Source organism: Geobacter sp. DSM 9736 (assembly GCF_900187405.1).
Taxonomy (GTDB): Bacteria; Desulfobacterota; Desulfuromonadia; order Geobacterales; family Geobacteraceae; genus DSM-9736.
In genome coordinates this window covers 3,645,133-3,668,709 of record NZ_LT896716.1, presented here as the reverse complement: position 1 = coordinate 3,668,709, position 23,577 = coordinate 3,645,133, and the positions used below count along the sequence as shown (strand labels likewise).

Here is a 23,577-nt window from a genome sequence, read left to right as displayed (position 1 = left end):
TGTACCTTGGCAGATCTGCCGTACCCCCGGCAAAAAAAACCCCCGAAGCGTTCGGGGGCTCAGAAAGAACAATGTATGCACTTCTGCTACTTTAGGAAACCGAACTTCTTCATCCTGTAGCGGAAGGCATCTATTCCCAGGTTCAGTTTTTTTGCAGCCTTTGACTGATTCCAGTCATTGTTGTCGAGAGCCTGCCTGATCAGCTCTTTTTCGACTTCTTCAATGTCCACTCCTTCGGGGGGGAGCTTGAACGTTGTGACGGAAGCGCAGGAGCTGGTGCTTTTGGCCACTATTTCAAGAGGTAGATGTTCCAGCAGGAGGGTGTCCTCGTTCCCGAGGATAATCGCTCGCTCGATCACATTTTTCAGTTCGCGGATGTTGCCCGGCCAATGATAGTCGGCCAGCATCTTCTCGGCCATGCTGGAGATGCCCCTGACGTGCTTGTTGAATTCCTTGTTGAAGTGCTCGATGAAGTAGTTGGCAATCTGAATGATGTCTTCTTTACGCTCTCTCAGGGGGGGCAGGAAGATCGGGATAACCTGGAGCCGGTAGTATAGATCGTTTCTGAAGGTCTTGTCCTCGATAGACTTGAGCAGGTCCTTGTTTGTCGCCGAGATGATGCGAACATCGACAGAGATTCCTTTTGTTCCCCCGATCCTGCGGAAGGTCCTGTCTTCAAGGAACCGGAGGAGCTTGGCCTGCATCCCCACTTCCATGTCACCTATTTCGTCGAGAAACACGGTACCGCCGTCGGCGAGTTCGAAAAGGCCTTTCTTCGTTACCTTGGCATCGGTAAATGATCCTTTCTCATGCCCGAACAGCTCGCTTTCAAGGAGCGTCGCAGGAACCGCCGCACAGTTAATGGCTACAAACGGTTTTTCGGCACGGTTCGACTCATAGTGTATCCACTTGGCGACCAATTCCTTACCGGTACCCGACTCTCCCTGAATAAGGACAGTTGAAGCCTCGCTGCGTGCCACCTTCGCCATCATATCGAGCACATTCTGCATGTGCTTGCTGGCACCTATTATCTTCGGAGGCCCGAACTTCTTGTGCTCGCTGCGGAGGCTTGCCACTTCCCGTCGGAGATCGGAAGTTTCCAGGGCCTTTTTGATTACAATGGCCATTTCATCGAGGTTGAAGGGCTTGTTGATGTAATCGTAAGCACCCAGCCGCATGGCGTTAACCGCAGTCTCAAGGCCGCCGTGGGCAGTTACCATGATGACGATGATTTCCTCATCGATCTCCTTCACCTTTTCCAGCACTTCCAGTCCACTGATTCCGGGAAGCTGAATATCCAGCAGCAGCATGTCCGGCTGCTCGTCACGAACGAGCTTCAGTGCATCCTCGCCATTTCCCGCGGTGATGACTTCATAACCCTGCTTTTTAAGGTTCTGTTCCAGCGACCAGCGGATAAGATGCTCATCATCGACCACAAGGATCTTCGTCTTCCTCATACTCGTCCCCTATGCTCCTTCGTAATGTACTTCCGAAATCCTACCTTCGGCAAGAAGGGTCGGATCGACGGCCACAGGCAGCTTGACGATGAATTCGGTCCCAACGTCGTCTTCACTTACCACCGAGATCTCCCCCCCCTGCTGCTTGATCAGTTTATGGCAGATGGCAAGTCCGAGACCGGTCCCCTGGGCTTTGGTGGTGAAAAAAGGTATAAAAATCTTGTCCAGAATAGGCGCAGGAATTCCGGGCCCGGTGTCGGCTATGCTGACGCAGATCCATCGCGCCCCCTCCTCGTCCGTCAGGCGCGTCCTCACTGTCAGCACTCCTTTGCCCTGCATCGCCTGGAGAGCATTGAGCATCAGGTTGAGGAAGACCTGCTGGATCTGCTTCGGGTCCACGTAAACGGGAGGAAGCTCGTCCTGAAGGTCAAGCCGCTTCTCCACGCTTTTGCCGCCGCGGTGCTGCGCAGCGAAAAGCAGCGTCTTTTTAAGAACGCTGTTGATATTCGTATAGGCAGGTTCCGGGGGAGTCGGCTTACCGAAGAAGAGCAGGTCGTTAACCGTCTTGTCGAGACGCTTCACCTGCTCCAGGACTTCGTTTAATATCTCCGTCCGCCCGTCCTCGGGGGAAAAATCGTCTTTTATAATGGAAATGGCCGAAGCTATTCCGGTCAGCGGGTTCTTGATCTCATGGGCGATACCCGCCGCCATCTCCCCCACCGAAGCGAGTCTGTCGGCCCGCTCCATCTGCTGGAAATGAAGCTGCTCCAGTTCCTTACGCGCAGTGTCGAGCCGGCCCACCATGGAGTCGAAACTGGAAATAAGGCGGCCTATCTCGTCCGGGGCCTCGTGCTTCATCCGGACCGACAAATCCCCCTTTTCCACCCGAGCCATATTCTCCGCCATGAGCCGCAGGGGTGTTCGTACGAACTTCAGCATCACGAAGGAGATCATTATTGAAAGGAAGGAGATGATGGCAATGGTGGAGACGATGAAAAGCTTCGTGGCCTCCACCATCCGTTTCCGCGTTTCCGCCAGCGAATATTCGATATTGAGAACGCCGATGACCTTTGTTTTGTGGCCATGGCAGGTGTAACAGGCAACGTCGTTATAGATGGGCTTGAGCATCTTGATGACGTCACCACGCCCCGCAACGGTAAAAATTCCATCCTTCTTGTTGTTGATGAAGAGGTTGTAGTCCCGGTCATCCACCGGCTTCCCCACTTCATCCGGATTGGAGGACTTGAGGACGACTCCGTGAGGATGGAAGATCCGCACCCCCTGGAGCTTGTGATTCTGACCCACCATCTCCAGTATCCGCTGAACGTCCTCGGTGTTCCCGATCCGCATGGAACCGTAGATGCTCCGCTCGATGGTCTGCAGCAGAAGCTCTGTGCTCTCCCGGGCAGACTTGATGAGCTGTGTTCTTTCCCTTGTGAGATTGAGGAAGGTGAAGGAGCTGATGCCGAAGACCAGCAGGCTGATGGAGATAACGATTACTCTGGTTGTAACGCTTTTGAAAATCAACCTGCCTCCGTCGAATCAGGCCGGAAAGGCGATGCTGTGAATGAAAAACGGCAGATGAGGCAACATAAAAATCCCGTCGCTAAGTTTGGTACGTATCATCGGGCGCCGGAGCCGAACGGCCTGTCTAGCCCGGTTACCGATCCGGCAGGCGGCAGCTGGTTGTAAACGAACTGCCATTCGCTGTACTTCTTCTTACCTTCGAACCTTTTGTAAATATCCCGATTCACGGTGTTGTTGGGAAGAGTCTCGTTCACAATGGGGAAGTTCTTCTGCTTTACAGGCTCCGCTTCGCTCTTGCTGTGAACGCCCATGATGCCCCCTTCGGGGTTCTTTACAACCTCCCACTCATTGCCGGTTATCGGGTCTTTCAGCGATGCCGCTTCAGACGGTTTATTCCGCAGGTACTTCACTACCGAAAGAGAGCGAGGGTCCTGGGCAAGGTCATCAAGATTTCGCAGCGGAGTCGGCACGTGTTGCCCCGGTCTCGGTTTGTACCACCGCTCGATGGCATACCGGATCTGTTCGCCACGGAACAGAAGCTCCTCTTCACGCTCCCGCTTCATGATCATCTGCCACGACTCGGCCACCACGCCGAGCATGATCCCCATGACCACCACCATCATGAGCGCAGCGATGTAGGTGAATCCTGCGGTTGAGAAGAGACACTTCGGCTTCATTACCCGCTACCTTTTCCGCGCAAGGACCTCCCGCGCCGCTTCCACCAGATCCTCCGCGGTAAGTCCGAAGTATTTGAGCAGTTCCTCCGCTTTACCGGAGGTCCCGAAACGGTCGTTTACTCCCACTTTCTTTACCGGCACAGGGAAATTCTCGCAGAGCACCTCTGAGACAGCCCCCCCAAGCCCGCCCACGACCGAATGCTCCTCGGCAGTGACGATGGCTCCGGTCTCCCGGGCGGCGCGGATTACAAGCTCCTGATCCAGAGGCTTAACGGTTCCCAGGTGCACTACGCGTGCGGAGATTCCTTCCTTCTGCAGAAGCTCGGCAGCTTTCAGCGCCTGGGCTGTCATCAACCCGGTTGTGACGAAAGTCAGGTCGGCGCCCCCGCGCAGCTCGCACCCCTTCCCGATCTGGAAAGAACAGTCAGCCGGAAAGACCGAAGGGACCTTGTTTCGTCCGAGCCTCACATACACCGGCCCTTTGTAAAGGGCAGCAGCCCTTATAGCCGCTTTCGTCTCAGGTCCGTCCGCGGGAACGATGACGGTCATGTTGGGTATTGCCCTCATGATGGCGATATCTTCCACCGATTGGTGCGAACCGCCATCCTCGCCGACGGTCACGCCGCCGTGGGTCGGAACTATCTTCACGTTGGCTTTCGGATAGGCCACCGACTGGCGGATCTGCTCCCACGCCCGCCCAGCCGCGAATATCGCAAAGGTGGAAACGAAGGGCACCTTCCCGGCAGCAGCCAGCCCCGCCGCTGTCCCTACCATGTTGGCCTCGGCTATACCCATATTGAAGAAACGCTCAGGAAATTTTTTCGCAAAGACGGCGGTCTTGGTTGAACCCGAGAGGTCCGCATCAAGCACTACGATATCGGGGTTCTCCGTCCCGAGCTCGGCAAGAACTTCCCCATAAGCGTCCCGTGTAGCAATCATCTGGCTCATAACTCAACTCATCCTTTCAATTTCTTAAACCCACAGCAGGCAGCGCAAGTCATTACGAAGGCCCAGGTTGTTCAAAAATAGCTAGATCGTCGCACCCGCAGAAAGCCCACGGAGGCGTAGTACCCTCTGGGGCATAAACAGCGCTACGCCGCACACGGCGGCTTTCGAGGACGGGGGCGAAATGGCTGCTTTTCAACAACCGTCTAGTCGACAACGCCGAGGCAGGCCAGTGCCCGCGGTAGCTCCTCGTCACTGGGGGCTACTCCGTGGTAGGAAGCCTTGTTCTCGAAAAAGGAAACCCCCTTCCCCTTTACGGTTGTGGCAACCACAGCGGTCGGCATCCCCTCTGCCTGTTCGGCTGCATCAAGAGCTTCGACGATGGCGGCCATGTCATGGCCGTCGATTTCAAGGACATTCCACCCGAACGCGCGGAATTTGTCTGCGACGGACATCACATTCATCACTTTCGCGACCTCCCCGTCGATCTGCAGCCCGTTCAGATCCACGAGAGCGCACAGGTTGTCGAGCCGGTAATGCGCCGCAGCCATGGCGGCTTCCCATACCTGCCCCTCCTGCAGTTCGCCGTCCCCAAGAAGTGCATAAACTCGCGAAGCGCTCCCATCGAGCCGCAAGCCGAGCGCAATACCATTGGCCATCGACAGGCCCTGGCCGAGGGAGCCGGTGCAGACGTCGACCCCCGGGGTTGATTTGCTGTCGGGATGCCCCTGGAGATGGCTTCCGAGCCGGCGGAGCATCATCAGGTCTTCTTTCGGAAAATAACCCGCTTCCGCCAGAGCCACATATTGGGCGGGGGCAGCGTGTCCTTTGCAGAGCACGAACCGGTCGCGCCCCTCCCACGCCGGGTTCTGCGGGTTGTGGCGCATTTTGTGGAAATATAGGGCGGCGACCATGTCAATGGCGGAAAGGGACCCTCCGGTATGGCCGGACTGAGATTTGTGAAGGGTTCTGACGATGGAAACGCGCAGGCTGTTGGCTTTCTTTTCCAGATCGGCAATAGCGAGGTTCACTACGACTTCCTTTCAGGGGTGATTTATGAAATTCGGAGTTTGAAGTACGGGATCACGGCGGGAGGAAGAGGAGGCAAGCCGGCGGCAGCTATGGCAGATCCGTACCGCGAGATCGTTCCGGAAGCGCACGGTCATCGAATTCGCCGTCTTTCAGCCTGCGGAGCATTTCCTTGTGCTGGTCTTTCATCAGTTCGGTCACTACCGTATCCAGATTTTCGACCTTGACGATGTCGGCGTAGCTCAGCTTTTTGGAGGAGACAACACTGCCGCCGCGAAATATGTGGGTCACGATGCTGGGGTTATCGGCACCACCATCCTCCGTCTGAATATGGAAGGCCTCGCCCCTGTACATTATGTTGTGATTGAACCCTACGACCATCGCGGAACTCCGCTTCCCGCCAAATGACGTAACTGCACCGTACCACAGGGGTGAAATAGTTGCAACAAGTAAAACCCCGTCAGGCGCGGGCTTAAGCGGCAAAGGAAAGCAGTCCGGCTTTTTCCTGCTCCGTCATCCCGCGAGAAGGCGCTTGACTTTAGCGACCGCTTCCATTGCATCTCTGGCGTAGAGATCGGCATGGATACTGTCGGCGTATTCCTGAGTCACCACGGCGCCCCCCACCATCGTAAATGTCTTCACTCCCTGCTCCTTCAGGCGTGCTATGACATTCTCCATTTCAGTCATGGTCGTGGTCATGAGAGCGGAAAGCCCTACGGCATCAACCTGCCTTGATCTGGCTTCCGCAACTATCCGTTCGGCGGAGACGTTCTTCCCCAAGTCGATCACCTCGAACCCGTGATTTTCCAGGAGTGTGCAGACGATGTTCTTGCCTATGTCGTGGATATCACCTTCCACGGTCGCCATGAGGATGCGGCCGGCGCTCCCCATCTCTCCACCCTGCATCTCCTGCTTGAGGCGGCCGAAGGCAGCCTGCATGGTCTCGGCGGAAAGCATGACCTGGGGAAGGAAGTATATGTTACGCTCGAACCTGCGCCCTACCTCCTCCAGGCCCGGCAGGAGCCCCTCGTTGCTGATCTGAAGTGGTGAAAGGCCTTCACGCAGCGCCTCATCCACCAGGGATACGACATTTTCCCGCTCACCGCCGATTACCGCAGAAGCGAGGCGCCCCCGAATATCGGCAGGAGCAGCTGAAACCGCCGAAGCGACCTCTTCCACATTCCCCTTGTATGCCTCGATGTATGCTGCCGCGTTGGCGTCCCGGTTCAGAAGAACCATGGCGGAGCGAAAAGCCGCCATCATGGCCTCTTCCTTCGGATTGACGATGGCGGCATCCAGACCCGCGGCAAGAGCCATGGCGAAGAAAGTGGAAGAAACCAGCGGCCTCCTCGGAAGTCCGAAGGAGATATTGCTGACGCCCAGGACGGTAGCCACTCCCAGGCGTTCCTTCACATCCTTCACCGCAGACAATGTCTCCACGGCCCTCTTCTGTTCAGCGCTCACGGTGAGGGTCAGACAATCGACGACAACATCTCGCCTGGCGATGCCCAGAGTCTCGGCGGCAGCGACGATGCGCTCAGCGACGCGCACCCGTCCCTCCGCAGTCTCCGGTATGCCCGCTTCATCCAGGGCAAGACCTACCACCGCAGCGCCATATTTTTTGACGAGGGGCAGCACCCGCGCAATGCTCTTCTCTTCCCCAGAAACGGAATTGACGAGAACCTTCCCGTCCACAGCCTTGAGGCCACGCTCCAGGGCCGCCGGGTTCGACGAATCGAGAACGAGGGGGACCGGTACGGCCCCGGAAACACAGAAAACGGCGCGCTCCATGGCTTCCGGTTCGTCGATGCCGGGCGTTCCGACATTAACGTCCAGAAGTGTGGCTCCGGCTGCCACCTGTTCTACAGCTTCGCGACGGATATATGATACCTTCCCCTCCCGCAGCTCCGCGGCAAAAGCCTTTTTGCCGGTCGGATTGATCCGTTCGCCGATAATGGCGGCCGGGTTGTCGCCACCTATGGCGGTCCAGGCAGTGCGGCTTGAAAGAAACAGCACGCCGTCGGGGGGCCCGCAAGAACGCCACCGCTGATCGCACACGGAAAGTTTTTTCTTTATAGCCCCTATGTGCGCAGGTGTCGTCCCGCAGCAGCCGCCGATCACTCGCACGTTCAGGTCGAGAAAACGGTCGTGGTACGATGTCATTTCCTCCGGTGTACCGGGAAAGACCGTCTTTCCATCCACGAGAAGAGGAAGTCCGGCATTGGCCTGGGAGATAAGCGGAAGACGCGATACGCGGCGCATGGCCGACAGTATCTCGTAGATCCCCTCCACGCCCAGACCGCAGTTGGAACCCACAACATCGGCTCCCGCCGCTTCAAGGGTGATGGCAGCGGCCTCCGGCGGCGTACCCAGTACGCTTCTGCCGTTATCGTCGAAGGTAAGCATTGCGATAATCGGAAAGGTGGGATCTATGTCCCGGACAGCTATGATGCCGGCTCGAAGCTCCTTTATGTCCAGGAAGGTCTCGAAAGTGATAGCATCGGCCCCGGCTGCGATGAGAGCCTCGGCCTGTTCGTGGAAGACCTCGTACAGCTCGTCGAAGGAAGCATCTCCGACAGGCTCCATAAACCTCCCCGTAGGACCTATGGATGCCGCAACGTAAGCCCGGTCACCCGCAGCCGCACGTGCTATCTCGACAGAGCGGACATTGATCTCTCGCACCTTCTCTTCAAGGCCATAGTGGGAAAGCTTGATCCGGTTTCCGCCGAAGGAGTTCGTAACGATGATATCGGCCCCGGCCTCCACGTAATCTCGGTGCACCCCCCCCACCACATCGGGCATCGTCAGGTTGAGCTCTTCCGGCGACTGCCCAGGGGCGAGCCCGCGCTCCTGAAGCAGGGTCCCCATCGCACCATCAAGAACAAGCACCCGCTCCTGCAGGGCCTGAAGAAAAGGTCGCATCATTTAATTCGTCCTCACTTTAGAATATGTGCTGCCGAGATGAACATGCAGCCCTGGAACATCCCGCAGCAGCATCGGTCACTGTGCCGCGGCGTTCTTTTCCAGAGAAAAATCGGGAGAAAGAGGCTCCCGGATATCAAGATGCTCCTTCAGCGTTTCTACACCCTTGCCACCTACCAATAATCGCACCTTGCTGATCTGCGGGAAATTGACCGCGATACTGTTGACGAGGGAGTAGGCCGCCATCATCTCCGCGGAGCTTCCCGGCGGCAGGCCCTCCACGAAGCTCTCCTCAAGGTCGATAACCGCCATGTCCCCCGCTACGTTCACTCCACGGGCAACGGTATTAGGCGGGATCGTAGGCCCAAGTTCTCCCAGTGGCCCACTTGCGAGCTCCTCGATGAGCCGTCCGATGCACTCTGCGGTAGCGCTGCACGGTTCGACGTTGCGCCCCTCGCGAATCAGGCCGGAACCATCGGGAGCGGCGAAGAAGAGTGTAAGGGAAACGCTGCCCGATTGTTGAGGAACCGGAACTGCCGGAACCTGCGGATGCCTGGTCTCGTACCGCTTCAGCATGAACAGGCCCAGAAAGCCGGCGCAGACCAGGAACGCAAGAAAGATGAGCGTCGTCTTCCGCCGCGATCTAACTCTCTTCATGCACCGCTCCCCTTCCCGCCAGCTCAGGGTCGTCAAGGCTCACCTGAAAGACATCGCCGAGCTTCCCCCCGAAGAGGCGGTTACCGATCCGTATGAAGCCCGCCGGCACGTCTGTTACGAAGTAGTGATGATTGCCCCTCTCTGCCGAAGGGCGCAGCAGCGCTCTCCCGCGAAGAATTTCGGCAACGGTGCGCGCCGTCTCCTCGGCTGAATCGACCAGCGTAACCCCTTCTCCCATCACTTCCGAAATGATCCCCTTGAGGAGCGGGTAATGGGTGCAGCCCAGGACCAGCGTATCGACCCCCTCCTCCTTGAGCCCCTGAAGATAACGGTTGGCCGTAAGCCTCGCCACATCATTATCGACCCAGCCTTCTTCAGCCAGGGGAACAAAAAGCGGGCACGCCCGGGTGAGCACCTCGACCTCAGGGTTCATGCGCTTGATGGCCTTCGTGTAGGCGCCGCTCCGGATTGTACCCTCCGTCCCGATTACACCCACCCTCCCCGTTCTCGTCACCGTCACCGCCCGGCGCGCCCCCGGCTCGATCACGCCAACGATGGGCATGTCATACTGCTGCTTGAGAGATTCGAGCGCCATTGCAGATGCGGTATTGCAGGCGACCACGAGGAGCTTGATGTCACGGTGGGAAAGAAAGGCGGCGATCTCGTGGCTGTACCTGACGATGGTGTCAGGGGACTTCGTACCGTAGGGGAAGCGCGCGGAATCCCCGAAATATATGGTGTCCTCCTGGGGAAGAGTCTTCATTATCTCCTTGAGGACAGTAAGCCCCCCCACTCCGGAATCGAAAATCCCTATACCTTTCCAGGCCACTATGGCACGTCTCCTTGCCGGCACGGTGCTCTAAACCCGCCTGCCGCTATGCTCACACATTCAAGTGTATCAAGAGTATCTTGTAGCTGTCGAAAAAGACATATATACTAGGTCATCTCTGACAGTGTCAAGGCATTTGGCGCGCAACCTCCTGAAAATCCTGCTGTAATTCGAGGACTAAATCTGCTATGAGAGGGGGAGGCGCGGGGGAAGCGATGGGAACCAAATCATTTCTGACGAAGACGAAGGAGCTGGTAGCTCCGCTGGAAACGGAAAATGTGATCCGGTTCGCCACCAGCCTAACCTTGAAGTCGATCATGGAAAACCCGCTTATCCTGACGATGCTCATGGTCGTCTTCTTTTACGCCGTCGTAAAGCGTTCGAAGTTCGTGCTGGCGTTTCTATTCGCCTGCGTCTCGACCATTCTACTCGTTCGCTTCACGCTTCAAGGCCATGAAGGGGACCAGCTCAGTCTAGGCTCGACTCTCCCCTTCGCCTTCGGCTCCCTCATAATTGGAGGCGCCCTCATCTACTTCCTGTTCGTCAAATCGGAATGACCGTGACCACAGTCGGCTTTACAACCACAATTCCGCTGGAAATAATCCTTGCCGCCGGGCGAGTCCCGGTAGACCTGAACAACATCTTCATCACCAGCCCGAGAAGCCTTGAGCTGATAGATGAGGCTGAACTGGCAGGCTTTCCCCGCAATACATGCGGCTGGATCAAGGGTATCTATTCAGTCATCCTGGAACGGGGAATCAAGGAGATGATTGCAGTCACCGAGGGGGACTGCAGCTACACTAAAGCCCTTATGGAAGTGCTTTCACTTCATGGCGTCACCGTGATCCCTTTCGCTTACCCGCACCGCCGGGATGCCGATTCCCTGCGCGCCGAGATAGAACGGCTCATGAGCCACTTCGGCGTAGATAGAGAGAAAGTGCGGCAGTCCAAGGAAAGGCTCGACAGGATAAGGCGGAAGGTCTCGGAGATAGACCGCCTCACATGGCAGGAAAACGTCGTCAGTGGGGAGGAAAACCACTACTTCCAGGTTGCAACCTCGGATATGAACAGCGATCCGGACCTCTTTGAAGAGGAGGTCGATGCGTTTCTGGCCAGGGCATCCGGCAGAACCCCTTCAGACCAGCCGCTCAGGCTCGCATACATCGGGGTGCCGCCGATCTTCAGCGACCTGTACCGGTTTCTGGAATCCCACGGTGCACGGGTCGTATTCAACGAGACGCAGCGCCAGTTCGCGATGCCGTATTGCCTGGACGATCTGGTGCAGCAGTATCTGGCCTATACCTATCCCTACGACATCTTCCACAGGCTCGCGGACATCGTTGCAGAGACAGGGAAAAGGCGGGTGGACGGCGTAATACACTACGTACAGTCCTTCTGCTTTCGCCAGATCGAGGATATGATCATCCGGGCAAAACTTCCCTTCCCGGTGCTCACCCTCGAAGGGGACAAACCCTCCCCCTTAGACGCCCGGAGCAAGATCCGCATCGAAGGGTTCATCGAGATGCTCCAGGAACGAAAGAAGAACGTGTAGCCATGGAAAACCGGATACATATAGGAATCGATCTCGGAAGCAGAAAGGCAAAGTTCGCACTCATCCGGGAAGGGGATGAACCGCGGCTGGCAGACTTCGACACAGTCCTCTTCTACAAGCGCTTCGGCCGGTTGGAGGGGGGGGAGCTTTGCCTCGACCTGCCGGCCACCGGGTTCTTCACTACCATGGAACTGGAGGAGGCTTCCATAGCCGCCACCGGCTACGGCCGCAATACCCTTTCGCTTCGCGGTGCCACCGTCATTTCGGAAATCCGGGCACACGTGGCGGGAGTTCTCCACCAGACGGGGCTGCGGGATTTCACACTGCTCGATCTGGGGGGGCAGGATACGAAGGTGGCCCTCGTCCGCAGCGGACGATTGGACGACTTCGTCATGAACGACAAGTGCGCGGCAAGCAGCGGCAGGTACCTGGAAAACATGGCGGCCATTCTCGAAGTCAGCCTCGACGAGTTGTCATCCTACTGGGAGGACCCGGTAAAACTCGACGCCACCTGCGGCATCTTCGGCGAATCGGAGCTGATCGGCCAGATCCTGCAGGGGCATCCGGTGCCCCGGCTCTGCGCGGGAGTCAATCAGACCCTCGTCAAGCGGGTTCTTCCCATGCTTCGTCGATACCCCTCGTCTAACGTGGTTGTAACCGGCGGGGTCGCCCGGAACCAGGGGCTGATCAAGCTTCTTGAAAGGGATAGCGGGATGCAGGTCGTCGTCCCCACCTACCCGCAGCACAACGGCGCTATCGGATGCGCAACTTTTAGAAACAGGTAAAGGCATGGGCCTCTACCTGCCATTATGGAGGTTCGATGAAAATTGCGAAAAAGGATTGGCTGTTTATTGCCCTGGTGGCGGGGGTGCTCATCGTTTTCTTCGCCATTTCGGGGGAAGAAAAGACGAAGAAGGTCCCGTACGACGAGAATCATAAACCGTCTTACGAGATCTTCAAACAGACGGGCAGCAAGATGGAGGCGGACAAGGGATGCCCCCAGTGCCACAACGAGCAGGGGGGAATCCCATTCCCGGCAAACCATCCGGTCAAACCGAAGGAAGGTCCGTCGCGCTGCCTGTTCTGCCACAAACTTCAGAAGATCTAGGTGGGCAGCTTCAATATCACCGGTGCGCTTAAGCGGTTGATCGGCGACATCGTCCGGCGCATCGGTGAACTGCACCACATAGAGCCGAACAGGCTGCTAATCTGCGTTTCCAGCACCAGGAACGGCGGAATCCATGGCGTATATGCGAAGATCCACCCGCTATGCTTTGCCGGCGGCGTCCGTACAACCGAGATCAGGCGCGGCCGACGCCGCTGCACCTGCTCCCTTCCAACCATTACCCATCGCGGCGTGGAGATCCTCTATCTCATCTACTTCCTCGTGCCCAGGTTCCTCGACCTCCCTCTACGGGAAAAGCTGGTAACGATTTTCCACGAACTGTACCACATCTCCCCGGAGTTCAACGGCGACATCCGGCGCTTCGCCGGCAGGAACTACGCCCATGGCAGCTCAACGCGCCGCTACAACCAGCTCATGGGACGGATGGTAGACCGCTACCTGGAACTGATCGAGGACAGGACGCTCCTAGATTTTCTGGAAGGGAATCTGGAGGATCTCAGGACGCAGCACGGCACAGTGGTCGGACGGAAACACCCCGTACCGAGGCTGCTGGTAGTCGGCTAGGTTTTATTCAGCTTGGAATGATGAATCGAGGCGGCGGGGCAGGAGACCCCGCCGCGGCAGATCAGACGGCAGGGCTATTGCCAGTGAATGCAGGAAACGGGGCATGCATCGATCCCCTGGGTCTGGATATCGTCCTCCAACGCACCTTCAGCATCGAAGCATTCCGCTTTGCCGTCATCGTCAAACCGAAAGACATCGGGTAAATTGTTGATGCACAGTCCGCAACTGATGCAGACATCCTTGTCGACATAGGGTGTTTTCGCCATGACAGCACTCCTTTGGATGAGATAGGGAAATTACCACAATTGTAGCAACGAAACGGCCGATGTCCATCTACAGCGGTTCCAGCCAGACCCTGAAGAGCCGGTACGGCGGCTCGTGCCGGTCGACCCCCTTATTGAAACGGGGAGACCGATGGATCTGGGATGCGGTAACGTAGAGGTAGTTGTCCGGTCCCACCGCCAGGCTGTCGGGCCATTGAACAAGAGGCTCCCTCACAACCGTCGCCACCGATCCATCCGGCCGCAAGTTTTTGACGGCATTCTCCTCAAGTGCAGTGAAGTAGAGGACGTCCCGCCACATTTCCATTCCGTCCACCGGACCGGTCTCCGCCAACCGTTCGACCCTGCGTTCCAACTCCTCTGGTGAGAGGGTGGGATCATTAAGAAATGCAGTCTTGATACGGTATAGAGTCCGGCCGGTAAGGGCATGGTAATAGAGGTATTCCCCCTTTGCGTCGAGGGCTATCCCGTCTGCATGCACCTGAGGCACCTTCCCTTTCTCATCCCGCCATTCCCGGCCATCGATGACGGGCACCACTCCCGGCTCCGCCCTTGTTGAGGGGTGTCCGTCGAGAAGGCGGCGGCTTTCCCCCGTTTTCAGGTCGAGAACGACTATGGCGCCTGTCCCCGATTCGGTTATATAGGCGAATTTTCCCGCTGGGTCGATCCGCACATCGTTCAGGTAGCCGGCGGAGGGCGCTGCGGATGAATCGAACGGGTACACCCGCTCCACCCGGTCGTGAGCAAGGTTCACCTTCAGCAGTTTGGCTCCGCCGGGCACGACTCCCTTGAATGAAGGGGATGCCGGATCAAGGATCCAGAGATTATCCTCTCTGTCGACGAAGACGCTCTGTACGCAGACGAAATGGCCGGCCGCATCATTGGCCTTGCCGTCCCATCTGTTCCAGTTCGCATCGGGGTAGGGGCGGAGCGTCCTGTCGGGCAGAAGCTCCGCCACTGAGTAACGGGGGTCCTTTCCCCAGCGCGGAAAATTGACGAAGATCCGCCCTTTGCGAGAAACAGCCACTCCGGTCACCTGGTCATCGAACCCGGCCACCTCGAAGAGGGCCGCGGTACGGGGAGTGATAACGGGACCGGAACGGGGCTGGTAGGTCGTGCAGCTTAAGAGGAACAGCGGCAAGAGGAAGAGCAGCGCACAAATCATTTCTTTGTTGAGGCTCTTGCATTTCGCTGATGGGAACAGGTTCATTGCCCCCTCCTTTCCTGATGAGTATATCGCCCCTCCCTTGACTGGCAATCGTGCACAGGAAGCAGCCTTGATTTTCTTCGACTTCATGTGTATACATACTTCGTTTCGATGACATGAAAACAATGGAGGCTATCATGAAAGCAGTACTGCTCGATGGATTTGGCGGTCTCGAAGTGCTAAAGGTCGGCGAGGCGGAGACCCCGAAGCCGGCGGAAAACCAGGTGCTCGTAAAGGTGATGGCCACTACGGTAAACCGGCCCGACCTAGTGCAGCGGGAAGGCAAGTACCCTCCCCCTCCAGGCGATTCCGAAATTCTTGGGCTTGAGGTCGCAGGCGTAATCGAAGAGCTCGGCCCCGGCGTCACCGGCTGGAAGAAGGGAGACCGGGTGATATCGCTGGTAGGCGGGGGGGGATATGCCGAATACGCCGTCGCATATGCCAACCACCTGATGCCTATTCCGGAGAGCATGAGCTTCGAGGAAGCTGCATGTGTATGTGAATCCTACATCACCGCGTTCCTCAACATCTTCATGATCGGCGAGTTCAGGGATGGCCAGGCCGCAATCCTCCACGGCGGCGGCGGCGGCGTGAACACAGCCGGCATCCAGCTCTGCCGCGCGCTTACCCCCAACTGCAAGCTGATCGTCACGACCTCCCCGGAAAAGATGGACCGGGTGAAACAGATCGGCGCTGACTTCCTCATAAACTTCAAGGAAACTCCGGATTTCACTGAAATCGTCAAGGAGTATACGAACAAGAAAGGGGTCGACCTGATCCTCGACCATATCGGAGCAAAGTACCTGGCGCCCAACATGAATTCCCTCGCCTACAAAGGGAAGCTCGTGATCATCGGTGTCACGAGCGGCATCAAGGCCGAGCTCAACCTTGCCCTCATGATGGTAAAGCGGCAACAGATCATCGGTTCCGTGCTCCGCTCCCGGCCTGTTTCCGAAAAAGGTGAGATCGTCGCAGAATTCACCCGGCGTGCACTGCCTAAATTCGCCGATAGGACGATCGTACCCCTCATCGAGAAGGTGTTCCCCCTCGACCAGGTCGTAGAAGCACACCGGATGATGGAAGAGGACCGGCACTTCGGCAAAATCGTCCTGAAAATCGGATAAGGCGCAGGTAGCGAATGGAAGCGTTGAAACCTGAGGAAACGTGCCTTGTCGGCATGTGGCTCGATCTGGGAAGCAAGGTGACCGGGGATGCCGTCAGCGACCGAATCGAATGGCTGACGGCGAACCGCCTCGAACATGTAGCTGCTGCGAAGTCTGGGGAAGAACTCTGGCGGGACCCTTCCGACGGCAGGCTCTGGGAGCAGTCCCGCGCCTTCCCTGGAGCCCCGCCTAGCCTGAGAGTGCTGACACCGGAAGAAGCGCAGGAGAAATACGGCCTTTGAACCACAGGAACACTCGCTTCTGAACGGGACACCTGGCTCCTCCCTGCTGCAAGCTTCAGGTCAGCAAGATGGCTGGGCTGCAGGCCGCAAAGGAGCTATGTGCAGCGGCGCTACCGTAGCTTCCGTAGCGAATGGCCGCAATCGGCTCCTGCAGGCGTTTAAGGACTGTCAGTCTCCCGGCCATCTCCTTAGGCAATAGACACACTCCTCCACATCGTGAACTTTGTAATCCCAGACCTTCTCGTCCTCATAAGAGGTGCCGCACCGCTCGGGCACCGGCAACCGGTGAAGCTTCCTGTTCTTGACGAAGTAGAACATGTGAACCTCCCCCTTGTAGATTACGTCTGCTTAAAACATAATCGTAGCTGTCATATTGTCAACCCTCACCCGTCCGTCTCCAGGAAGCAGCATGAGCAACGACGTCCGGATGCACTACGAACGGCATCCCTACCCCCAGTTTCCCCTGTTCGTGTCAGTTCGCCCCTGCGACACCTATCACCTCAACCTCGAAAGCCTCTCCGCCTTCTTCTACGGCAGGCTTCCGGAACAGCGGCGCATACTGCTTGCCGGCTGCGGAAGCTTCTCCCCCTACCCGACCGGCATCGCCAACCGGAACGCCGCAATTACCGCCCTGGACCTGTCACGCCGTAACCTGAACAGAGCGCATCTTCACTCCATCCTGCACGGCTGCTTCAACATCGATTACCGGCAGGGAGACCTCCTCGACACCTCCACCGCCCCCGGCCTCTTCAACTTCATCGACTGTTTCGGAGTCCTGCACCACCTCGCCGACCCGCTTGAAGGTCTGCGTGCACTGGAGCGACGGCTTGCCCCGGATGGCATCATACGCATCATGGTCTACAGCCGGTATGCCCGCCGAGACGAGGAATCGATACGCCGTGCACTGCGCCTTCTGGGTATCAGGGAAATCTCCGCCCTGAAGAAGCTCATCCGTCGTGCCCATCCGGCTTCACGGCTCGGTCGCTACCTTGCCGGGTCCAGCGAAGCAAAATCCGGGTCCGGCCTTGCCGACGCGCTGCTCCACCCCCAGGCGCTGACCTTCCGGATCGACCAGTTTCGCGAGCTCATATCCCTGGCCGGGCTTCGCCCTCTCCGCTTCGCCCATTGGGGCGCGCTTGCGGATGTGGAAGAGGAGACGCAGCGGCTTCGGGGGCTGGAGGAAGTACGGGGAGTGACAACGAACTTCATAGCCTATCTGGGTCGCAGTGCTCCGCTCTCACGGGAAAATCTTCCGGCAGGAGCCCGGCTGATGCTCAATCCGATGCTGCAGGAGTGTACCGGGTTACTGCGGCTAAGTAAGGTGCAGGTGGCAGGCAGGCTGGGCTTCCCCAACCCCGTCCTCGACAGGAGCAACCGCGCATTTCTCCGGCGGTTCCGTAAGCCTTATCCTATAGCCGAATTGACGCCTTCGGAGCAGGAGCGAGCTGCTCCCCTGCTCGATGCAATGTTTCTCGTGCCCCTTATCTCTTGAAAAAGAGGAAGAGCTTCTTTACCATCAGCCTGTTTCTCACTTTAGCATTGAAAGGAGCTCCATAAATGGAAAGCTGTCCCTGCAAGTCCGGCAGAAGCTACGCCGAGTGCTGCGAACCTCTAATTTCCGGGCAACGCATCGCCGATACGGCCGAAGAGCTGATGCGCTCCCGCTACTCCGCCTACACCACAGCAGCGGTGGATTACCTCTACGAAACGACCCACCCGAACCATCGTCAGGGGTACGACCACAAGGGGACAAAAATCTGGGCGGAAAATTCGGAGTGGGAAAACCTGGAGATAGTGAACACAAAAGCGGGGAAGAGCGGCGACAACACCGGAGAGGTGGAATTCATCGCCACCTACAAGGAAAAGGGAGTGCGGCGGGTGCATCACGAGGCCGCTGCCTTCAGTAAAGAAGAGGGACACTGGCTCTTCACCGAGGGGAAGATGGTGGCTGAAAAGCCGGCAACAAGCAACAAGGTCGGCCGCAACGAACCGTGCCCCTGCGGCAGCGGGGCGAAATACAAGAAATGCTGCGGCGCCTGATTCTGCTCGGCATCATGAGCGGGTGAGCCGGCAACTACCGGCTCACCCGTCTTCCCTGACTCCCGCTAATTCAAGGGCCGCCTCGGTAACGTGCTCCACGGTAAAACCATACCTCTCCATCACTTCATCACCGGGAGCCGATGAGCCGAACCGGTCGACTCCGATGACAAGGCCGCGGCTCCCCACGAACCGGTGCCATCCCTGGGTGGTCCCTGCCTCCACCGCCAGTCGGGCCTCCACCTGCGGCGGCAGCACAGTGTCGCGGTAATCCTGAGGCTGTTCCAGGAATAGCTCCCAGCAGGGCATCGAAACCGCCCGCGCAGCCACTCCCATCCCCACCAGCTTTTCCCATGCTGCGGCGATCAGAGGGACTTCGGAACCCGAAGCGATCAGGATTAGCTGCGGCTCGCCTCCCGGCATATCGGCAAGAACATAGCCCCCCCGGGCTACCCCTTCGGCAGAGGCAAACCTGGCGCGATCGAGGATCGGGACGTTCTGGCGGGAAAGAACCAGCACTACCGGCCCCTCCGCGGTTACGGCCGTACGCCACGCGGCAACGGTTTCGTTGGCATCGCCGGGACGGATTACCAAGAGCCGCGGGATGGCCCGCAGCCCAGCCAGTTGCTCTACCGGCTGATGGGTTGGGCCATCTTCCCCGACGGCAATGCTGTCGTGTGTGAAAACATGGATTACGTGCAACCCCATCAGTGCAGCGAGCCGCAAGGCCGGCTTCAGGTAATCCGAGAAGACCAGAAAGGTCGAGCCGAAGGGTATGAGTCCACCATGGCCGGCAATACCGTTCATGACCGCCGCCATTCCATGCTCCCTCACCCCGAAGTGGATGTTGCGGCCTGCATACCCCCACGTTCCTCCCGCCGCCCCCTGCCTGTCATCCACCGGACATGAGGGAGAGGCGAAGTCACCCATCTCCTTGAGGATGGTCATGGTGGAGGACTCAAGGTCCGCCGACCCTCCCAACAGTCCAGGCAGAACTGAAGCCAATACGTTCAGCACCTCCCCCGACACGGCCCTTGTTGATTTTCCCTTTGCGTCAGCGCCATACTCCGGCAGCCGGGCATCCCAGCCATCCGGCAACTTCCCGCACATCATACGACCCAACTCGGCTGCTTCGCAGGGGAATGCCTCCTCATAGGAGGAATAAAGCTCGTGCCACTTCTCCTCTGCCATCGCCCCCTTTCCCACCGCCTCACGGAAAAAGGCCACTGCTTCCTCGGGCACCAGGAAAGTAGGAGAATCCGGCCACCCGAGCCGCTCCTTGGTCAGCCTCACCTCCTCCCTTCCGAGGGGAGAGCCGTGAGCAGCAGGCGTATTCTGACGATTTGGGGAGCCATAGCCGAGGATAGTGCGGACGATGATCAGAGAAGGTCGCGTCGTCTCCCTCCGCGCCTCTTCAATGGCATTGTTGATCGCAGCAAGGTCGTTGCCGTCCTCGACTCCTGTTACATGCCAGCCGTAAGCCTGAAACCGCGCGGCGCGGTCTTCTGTAAATGAAAGACCTGCTGCCGCAGCCAAAGTCATACGGTTGTCGTCATAAAGACAGATGAGTTTTCCCAGCCGCAGGTGCCCGGCGAGAGAAGCGGCCTCAGCCGCCACACCCTCCATGAGATCGCCGTCTCCCGCAATGCCATATGTCCAGTGGTCGACCACCGGAAAGCCCTGCCTGTTGTAGCGGGCTGCCATATGAGCCTCGGCCATCGCGATCCCCACCATGTTTGCCAGCCCCTGCCCAAGAGGTCCCGTAGTCATCTCGACCCCAGGTACATGGCCACGCTCCGGGTGTCCCGGTGTCAGGCTCCCCCACTGCCGGAAACGGCGAAGCTCGTCTAGAGAAAGATCATAACCAGCAAGGTGGAGCAGCGCATAGAGCAGAGCAGAGCCGTGTCCGGCCGAGAGGACGAAGCGGTCCCGGTTGAACCAGGATGGGTTGGAGGGGTTGCAGCGTAGAAACCGGCTCCAGAGGACGTACGCCATGGGCGCAGCACCGAGCGGCATTCCGGGATGCCCGCTGGCGGCGTTTTCGACAGCGTCCACGGATAGAAACCTGATGGTGTTGACGCACAGCAGGTCAAGCTCCCCGAATTCCCTTTCCCCCACCGACATCATGACTGGCGGATGCCGGCGAAGGTTGAAAGCGCAAGGCTTGCGGCACCGACTACACCCGCATCCCCCCCGAGGACCGAGCGCACGACCTGCAGCGGTGTAACGGCCGCACGTAGGGCGCGACGGTGCACCTCCTGCTCCACCTGCTGGACGAGATCCGGAATTCCCTCGATGACTCCGCCGCCGAGGATGAGACAGCAGGGGTTGAAGGCGTTGACAAGGGCAGCCGCCCCTGCCCCCAAAACTTCAGCCGTTTCCGCAAGGAGATGTAGACACAGGGGATCTCCGCTCAGCGCCAGACGGCCCACCATGGCTGTCGTAATCTTGTCGGGACGCCCTTCGGCCAGCTCCATCAGCGTTTTTCCCGCATCCGGATCAGCCATGACCGCTTCCTGAGCGCGATGGGCGATCCCCCACCCACCCGCTACAGCCTCAAGGCACCCCCTGTTGCCGCAATGACAGATCGGGCCGTGCAGGTCCACCGTGGCATGACCCACCTCCCCCGCGTTGTTGCTGCACCCCGTCAGAAGCTTGCCCCCGCACACCATGCCGCCGCCGATCCCGGTTCCCACGAACATGCACACTATGTCGTCGTGCCCCCGACCGGCACCGTGGAGCCACTCCCCGACAGTTGCTGCACGGACGTCATTGGTGACTACCACCGGCAGGCCTAGCGCCCGAGTAAGGTCCGCCTGCAGGGGAACATCGAGCCAGTTCAGGTTGGGTGCAAAAAAAACCGTCCCATCGTCAGGGGAAACCTGCCCGGCAACTCCGACGCCGATTCCCGCAGGAACAGCTCCCTGCAGATCGAGCAGTTCCCGTACTGCCGATACAATATCCGCAACTACCCCCTCCGCCCCGGAATCGACTCGCGTAGGTACACGCAACCGGCCGAAAACCTGCCCCCGCGAGTCGACCTGCGCCACCTGAATCTTGGTTCCGCCGAGGTCGACACCTATGGCCCACGATTCCGCTCCGCTCTTCATCCCTCTCTCCTTTAAAGAACAGCACGCATTGCATCATACCGCCGTCTCTACAACTGCACTTTCAGGGTAGCACACTTTTTTCGTTTTCACAGACAGTGCCGAACCCTGGAGGTTAGACGGAAAAGGCATCATCTCCGTTGCACCGGCATAAAATTATAGTAAATTAATTAATATGGCATTTCCTGCCGCATGAGGAGTCTGACTGCATCCCTTATTCTTTTTAGAGCGATCGGAAGCAGCACCCTCTCTATCAGCAATATTCACTTCGTCTTATACGTCATCATCCTCCCCTGTGCAAGCCGGTTCAGGAGCGGGGAGGACTTCTACAGCTCCTTTTCCCATGCCGGGGCAATGCCGGCACTGGTGACTGTCGCTGAAGGCTTGTGGGAGTGAGGCATCATGTTCAGACAAAAGAACAACCGGATTCTCCTTGAGCACAGACGCAAAGAGCTGCTCGCCTGCTACAGGCGCTTCCAGTCTTTGATGCAGCGGTGCCTGCACGGCATGCTGATCGTCGACAGCGGCAATCGGATCCGTTATGCGAATGCAGCTGCGGAGCGGATCTACGGGAGCAGTGCCCGTCAGCTCCAGGGAAAGCCCTTCCCCTTCCCCATTCCCCCCGATGGAACCACCGAAACCCAGATAAGCACCAGCGAGGGGAGAGGCATCATCCTGGAAATGTCAGCCCTGGAAACCGAATGGCGGGGAAAACCGGCATGGCTCGTATGGCTGCAGGACATAACCGAAAGAAAACGTAGCGAGCAGGAGCTTCGTAAAATGTATCGGGCGGTGCATGAAAGTCCGGTTAACATCGTGATCACCGACCCGCTGGGGACGATCGAATACGTCAACCCGAAGTTTACGGAAACAACCGGCTTTTCACCCGCCGATACAGTCGGAACGAATCTGGCCGAATATAAACCGGGATTGAAGGTGCCGAAAACGTATCAGCAGATGCGGGAGGCGGTTACCGGCGGGAATGAATGGCGGGGGGAGCTGATCAGCTGCCGCAAGAACGGAGAACTCTTCCACGAATCGATCTCCATCGCACCAATCGAAGATACCAGCGGGACCGTCACCAATTTCGTTGCCATCATAGAAGATGTAACCGATCGGAAACGGTACGAAGAGCAGCTTCGCAGCAGCGAGCGACAACTGGCAGAAGCGCAGAAGATAGCCCATTTGGGAAGCTGGAAGCGCTACATCGACACGGGAAAATCCTTCTGGTCCGACGAGCTGTATCGCATCTTCGGGCTTGAGCCGGGAGCAGTCGCGGCATCCCTTGAGCAATTCCTGAAGATGCTTCATCCAGAAGACATGGATGAAATACGGAGACGGGCGGAGTTTGCCATTACAGAGCCTGATGCACTCAACAGCTACTACTTCCGTATAGTGCGCCCCGATGGAAGCATCCGGGTTCTCCTGGGACAGGAGGAAGTTCTTACTGACTGCGGCAACAAACCTATCATGGTTATTGGAACCGCTCTCGACGTGACCGAACGCAAAGTAATGGAGGAAGAAATCGAGCAGTTGAACCGCGCCCTCGAAGCACGCGCCGCTGAGCTGGAAGCTGCCAACAGGGAGTTGGAATCCTTCAGCTACACGGTATGCCACGACCTGCGCTCTCCCCTCACATCAATCCACGGGTACAGTCAGGTTCTCGCCGATCTGTGCGAGAACCAGCTCGACGACAAATGCAAGGGGTTTCTTTCAGAGATACGCCGCGGCACCGAACGCATGAATGAGCTTATAGAAACGCTGCTCGAATTTTCACTTCTGACGCAAAGCACGCTGAAAGAGGAAGAGGTGGATCTGAGCGAAATAGCGAAGGAAATCCTGGCGGACCTTCAGTTCGAATGGCCGGATAGGAGAGTGGAAGTCGAAGTTATGGACGGGCTCCTCGCCAGGGGGGACCTCCGCCTGCTACGGATCGTGATGCGCAACCTTCTGGGAAACGCCTGGAAGTACACTGCGCATCGGGAAATGGCGAAGATCCGCTTCGGCGCGGTAACAACTGGTGGACATCCGGCATTCTTCGTCAAGGACAACGGAAGAGGATTTCGCGCCGAAGATGCCCACCGACTCTTTGCTCCGTTCCAACGCCTCCCCGGAAGCGACGAAGTGGAGGGGCACGGCATCGGCCTGGCAACGGTCCTTCGGATCATCGAACGCCACGGCGGAAGTGTGTGGGCGGAAGGTGAGCCGGATCGGGGAGCTACCTTCTACTTCAGCATTTGAAAGGAAGGTGCCGA

The 23,577-nt window shown here is 58.0% G+C and carries 24 protein-coding genes; 10 read left to right on the top strand and 14 right to left on the bottom strand.

Annotation, left to right across the window (positions count from 1 at the left end):
• Positions 1-86 precede the first annotated feature (86 nt).
• The 9 genes from CFB04_RS16585 to murI form a co-directional block, all read right to left on the bottom strand.
• Entirely contained in the window at positions 87-1,457 is a 1,371-nt protein-coding gene (locus tag CFB04_RS16585; protein ID WP_088536428.1) for a sigma-54 dependent transcriptional regulator, read from the bottom strand.
• Between the two features lie 9 nt (positions 1,458-1,466).
• Positions 1,467-2,984, bottom strand: coding sequence for a HAMP domain-containing sensor histidine kinase (locus tag CFB04_RS16580; protein ID WP_088536427.1), 1,518 nt, complete (start codon positions 2,982-2,984; stop codon positions 1,467-1,469).
• Positions 2,985-3,079: 95 nt separating this feature from the next.
• The gene (locus CFB04_RS16575; protein WP_088536426.1) at positions 3,080-3,661 is read right to left on the bottom strand and encodes a type II secretion system protein; all 582 of its coding nucleotides are present in this window, start codon (positions 3,659-3,661) and stop codon (positions 3,080-3,082) included.
• Positions 3,662-3,667: 6 nt separating this feature from the next.
• Entirely contained in the window at positions 3,668-4,609 is a 942-nt protein-coding gene (locus CFB04_RS16570; RefSeq protein ID WP_088536425.1) for a transketolase family protein, read from the bottom strand.
• Positions 4,610-4,812: 203 nt separating this feature from the next.
• Entirely contained in the window at positions 4,813-5,637 is an 825-nt protein-coding gene (locus CFB04_RS16565; RefSeq protein ID WP_088536424.1) for a transketolase, read from the bottom strand.
• Between the two features lie 88 nt (positions 5,638-5,725).
• On the bottom strand, positions 5,726-6,016 hold the full coding sequence (locus CFB04_RS16560) for a hypothetical protein (protein WP_088536423.1): 291 nt from the start codon (positions 6,014-6,016) through the stop codon (positions 5,726-5,728).
• A gap of 132 nt (positions 6,017-6,148) precedes the next feature.
• Positions 6,149-8,560, bottom strand: coding sequence for a homocysteine S-methyltransferase family protein (locus CFB04_RS16555; protein WP_088536422.1), 2,412 nt, complete (start codon positions 8,558-8,560; stop codon positions 6,149-6,151).
• 75 nt (positions 8,561-8,635) lie between these two features.
• Entirely contained in the window at positions 8,636-9,214 is a 579-nt protein-coding gene (locus CFB04_RS16550; RefSeq protein WP_088536421.1) for a GerMN domain-containing protein, read from the bottom strand.
• Complete coding sequence (murI, locus tag CFB04_RS16545) at positions 9,201-10,043, bottom strand: glutamate racemase (RefSeq protein ID WP_088536420.1); 843 nt, start codon at positions 10,041-10,043, stop codon at positions 9,201-9,203. Before murI ends, CFB04_RS16550 begins: the two co-directional genes overlap by 14 nt.
• Positions 10,044-10,258: 215 nt before the next feature.
• Here murI and CFB04_RS16540 point away from each other — a divergent pair, with 215 nt between their 5' ends.
• Genes CFB04_RS16540 through CFB04_RS16520 form a run of 5 tightly spaced genes read left to right on the top strand, consistent with a single transcriptional unit; the run spans position 10,259 to position 13,285 of the window.
• Complete coding sequence (locus CFB04_RS16540) at positions 10,259-10,600, top strand: hypothetical protein (protein WP_088536892.1); 342 nt, start codon at positions 10,259-10,261, stop codon at positions 10,598-10,600.
• A 2-nt stretch (positions 10,601-10,602) separates the two neighbouring features.
• The gene (locus tag CFB04_RS16535) at positions 10,603-11,595 is read left to right on the top strand and encodes a 2-hydroxyacyl-CoA dehydratase (protein ID WP_088536891.1); all 993 of its coding nucleotides are present in this window, start codon (positions 10,603-10,605) and stop codon (positions 11,593-11,595) included.
• 2 nt (positions 11,596-11,597) lie between these two features.
• Positions 11,598-12,380 (top strand): acyl-CoA dehydratase activase, encoded by a 783-nt coding sequence (locus CFB04_RS16530; protein WP_172825523.1) that lies wholly within the window; start codon positions 11,598-11,600, stop codon positions 12,378-12,380.
• 35 nt (positions 12,381-12,415) lie between these two features.
• Positions 12,416-12,703 (top strand): cytochrome C, encoded by a 288-nt coding sequence (locus CFB04_RS16525; RefSeq protein ID WP_088536419.1) that lies wholly within the window; start codon positions 12,416-12,418, stop codon positions 12,701-12,703.
• Positions 12,704-13,285 carry a putative metallopeptidase gene (locus tag CFB04_RS16520; protein ID WP_088536418.1) on the top strand — a complete coding sequence of 194 codons (582 nt, stop codon included), beginning with the start codon at positions 12,704-12,706 and terminating at the stop codon, positions 13,283-13,285.
• 74 nt (positions 13,286-13,359) lie between these two features.
• Here CFB04_RS16520 and CFB04_RS16515 read toward each other — a convergent pair whose 3' ends face one another.
• Together CFB04_RS16515 and CFB04_RS16510 are read right to left on the bottom strand one after the other, a co-directional pair.
• Entirely contained in the window at positions 13,360-13,551 is a 192-nt protein-coding gene (locus CFB04_RS16515) for a ferredoxin (protein WP_088536417.1), read from the bottom strand.
• A 67-nt stretch (positions 13,552-13,618) separates the two neighbouring features.
• Positions 13,619-14,776, bottom strand: coding sequence for an SMP-30/gluconolactonase/LRE family protein (locus CFB04_RS16510; protein ID WP_231934244.1), 1,158 nt, complete (start codon positions 14,774-14,776; stop codon positions 13,619-13,621).
• Between the two features lie 134 nt (positions 14,777-14,910).
• On the opposite strand from CFB04_RS16510, the gene CFB04_RS16505 reads away from it, so the two are divergent.
• Entirely contained in the window at positions 14,911-15,897 is a 987-nt protein-coding gene (locus CFB04_RS16505) for an NAD(P)H-quinone oxidoreductase (protein WP_088536416.1), read from the top strand.
• A 14-nt stretch (positions 15,898-15,911) separates the two neighbouring features.
• On the top strand, positions 15,912-16,178 hold the full coding sequence (locus CFB04_RS16500; protein WP_088536415.1) for an Imm27 family immunity protein: 267 nt from the start codon (positions 15,912-15,914) through the stop codon (positions 16,176-16,178).
• 168 nt (positions 16,179-16,346) lie between these two features.
• On the opposite strand, the gene CFB04_RS18150 is transcribed toward CFB04_RS16500, so the two are convergent.
• Entirely contained in the window at positions 16,347-16,496 is a 150-nt protein-coding gene (locus tag CFB04_RS18150; RefSeq protein WP_088536414.1) for a hypothetical protein, read from the bottom strand.
• A 91-nt stretch (positions 16,497-16,587) separates the two neighbouring features.
• On the opposite strand from CFB04_RS18150, the gene CFB04_RS16490 reads away from it, so the two are divergent.
• Both CFB04_RS16490 and CFB04_RS16485 read left to right on the top strand, forming a co-directional pair.
• Positions 16,588-17,670: a methyltransferase domain-containing protein gene (locus CFB04_RS16490; RefSeq protein WP_088536413.1), complete on the top strand. Its 1,083-nt coding sequence runs from the start codon at positions 16,588-16,590 to the stop codon at positions 17,668-17,670.
• 65 nt (positions 17,671-17,735) lie between these two features.
• The gene (locus CFB04_RS16485; protein WP_088536412.1) at positions 17,736-18,218 is read left to right on the top strand and encodes a YchJ family protein; all 483 of its coding nucleotides are present in this window, start codon (positions 17,736-17,738) and stop codon (positions 18,216-18,218) included.
• A gap of 42 nt (positions 18,219-18,260) precedes the next feature.
• Here CFB04_RS16485 and tkt read toward each other — a convergent pair whose 3' ends face one another.
• Both tkt and CFB04_RS16475 read right to left on the bottom strand, forming a co-directional pair.
• Positions 18,261-20,333, bottom strand: a complete 2,073-nt coding sequence (gene tkt / locus CFB04_RS16480; RefSeq protein ID WP_231934242.1) for a transketolase — start codon at positions 20,331-20,333, stop codon at positions 18,261-18,263.
• Between the two features lie 5 nt (positions 20,334-20,338).
• Positions 20,339-21,325, bottom strand: coding sequence for an ROK family protein (locus tag CFB04_RS16475; protein WP_088536410.1), 987 nt, complete (start codon positions 21,323-21,325; stop codon positions 20,339-20,341).
• A gap of 399 nt (positions 21,326-21,724) precedes the next feature.
• Here CFB04_RS16475 and CFB04_RS16470 point away from each other — a divergent pair, with 399 nt between their 5' ends.
• Positions 21,725-23,563 (top strand): PAS domain S-box protein, encoded by a 1,839-nt coding sequence (locus CFB04_RS16470; protein ID WP_088536409.1) that lies wholly within the window; start codon positions 21,725-21,727, stop codon positions 23,561-23,563.
• Positions 23,564-23,577 lie beyond the last annotated feature (14 nt).

Bases quoted from the DNA above. Each gene is read 5' to 3' on its own strand.
- CFB04_RS16585 (WP_088536428.1), bottom strand. From the start codon at position 1,457: ATGAGGAAGACGAAGATCCTTGTGGTCGATGATGAGCATCTTATCCGC.
- CFB04_RS16575 (WP_088536426.1), bottom strand. From the start codon at position 3,661: ATGAAGCCGAAGTGTCTCTTCTCAACCGCAGGATTCACCTACATCGCT.
- CFB04_RS16570 (WP_088536425.1), bottom strand. From the start codon at position 4,609: ATGAGCCAGATGATTGCTACACGGGACGCTTATGGGGAAGTTCTTGCC.
- CFB04_RS16560 (WP_088536423.1), bottom strand. From the start codon at position 6,016: ATGGTCGTAGGGTTCAATCACAACATAATGTACAGGGGCGAGGCCTTC.
- CFB04_RS16555 (WP_088536422.1), bottom strand. From the start codon at position 8,560: ATGATGCGACCTTTTCTTCAGGCCCTGCAGGAGCGGGTGCTTGTTCTT.
- CFB04_RS16550 (WP_088536421.1), bottom strand. From the start codon at position 9,214: ATGAAGAGAGTTAGATCGCGGCGGAAGACGACGCTCATCTTTCTTGCG.
- CFB04_RS16540 (WP_088536892.1), top strand. From the start codon at position 10,259: ATGGGAACCAAATCATTTCTGACGAAGACGAAGGAGCTGGTAGCTCCG.
- CFB04_RS16530 (WP_172825523.1), top strand. From the start codon at position 11,598: ATGGAAAACCGGATACATATAGGAATCGATCTCGGAAGCAGAAAGGCA.
- CFB04_RS16525 (WP_088536419.1), top strand. From the start codon at position 12,416: ATGAAAATTGCGAAAAAGGATTGGCTGTTTATTGCCCTGGTGGCGGGG.
- CFB04_RS16515 (WP_088536417.1), bottom strand. From the start codon at position 13,551: ATGGCGAAAACACCCTATGTCGACAAGGATGTCTGCATCAGTTGCGGA.
- CFB04_RS16510 (WP_231934244.1), bottom strand. From the start codon at position 14,776: ATGAACCTGTTCCCATCAGCGAAATGCAAGAGCCTCAACAAAGAAATG.
- CFB04_RS16505 (WP_088536416.1), top strand. From the start codon at position 14,911: ATGAAAGCAGTACTGCTCGATGGATTTGGCGGTCTCGAAGTGCTAAAG.
- CFB04_RS16500 (WP_088536415.1), top strand. From the start codon at position 15,912: ATGGAAGCGTTGAAACCTGAGGAAACGTGCCTTGTCGGCATGTGGCTC.
- CFB04_RS18150 (WP_088536414.1), bottom strand. From the start codon at position 16,496: ATGTTCTACTTCGTCAAGAACAGGAAGCTTCACCGGTTGCCGGTGCCC.
- CFB04_RS16490 (WP_088536413.1), top strand. From the start codon at position 16,588: ATGAGCAACGACGTCCGGATGCACTACGAACGGCATCCCTACCCCCAG.
- CFB04_RS16485 (WP_088536412.1), top strand. From the start codon at position 17,736: ATGGAAAGCTGTCCCTGCAAGTCCGGCAGAAGCTACGCCGAGTGCTGC.
- CFB04_RS16475 (WP_088536410.1), bottom strand. From the start codon at position 21,325: ATGAAGAGCGGAGCGGAATCGTGGGCCATAGGTGTCGACCTCGGCGGA.
- CFB04_RS16470 (WP_088536409.1), top strand. From the start codon at position 21,725: ATGTTCAGACAAAAGAACAACCGGATTCTCCTTGAGCACAGACGCAAA.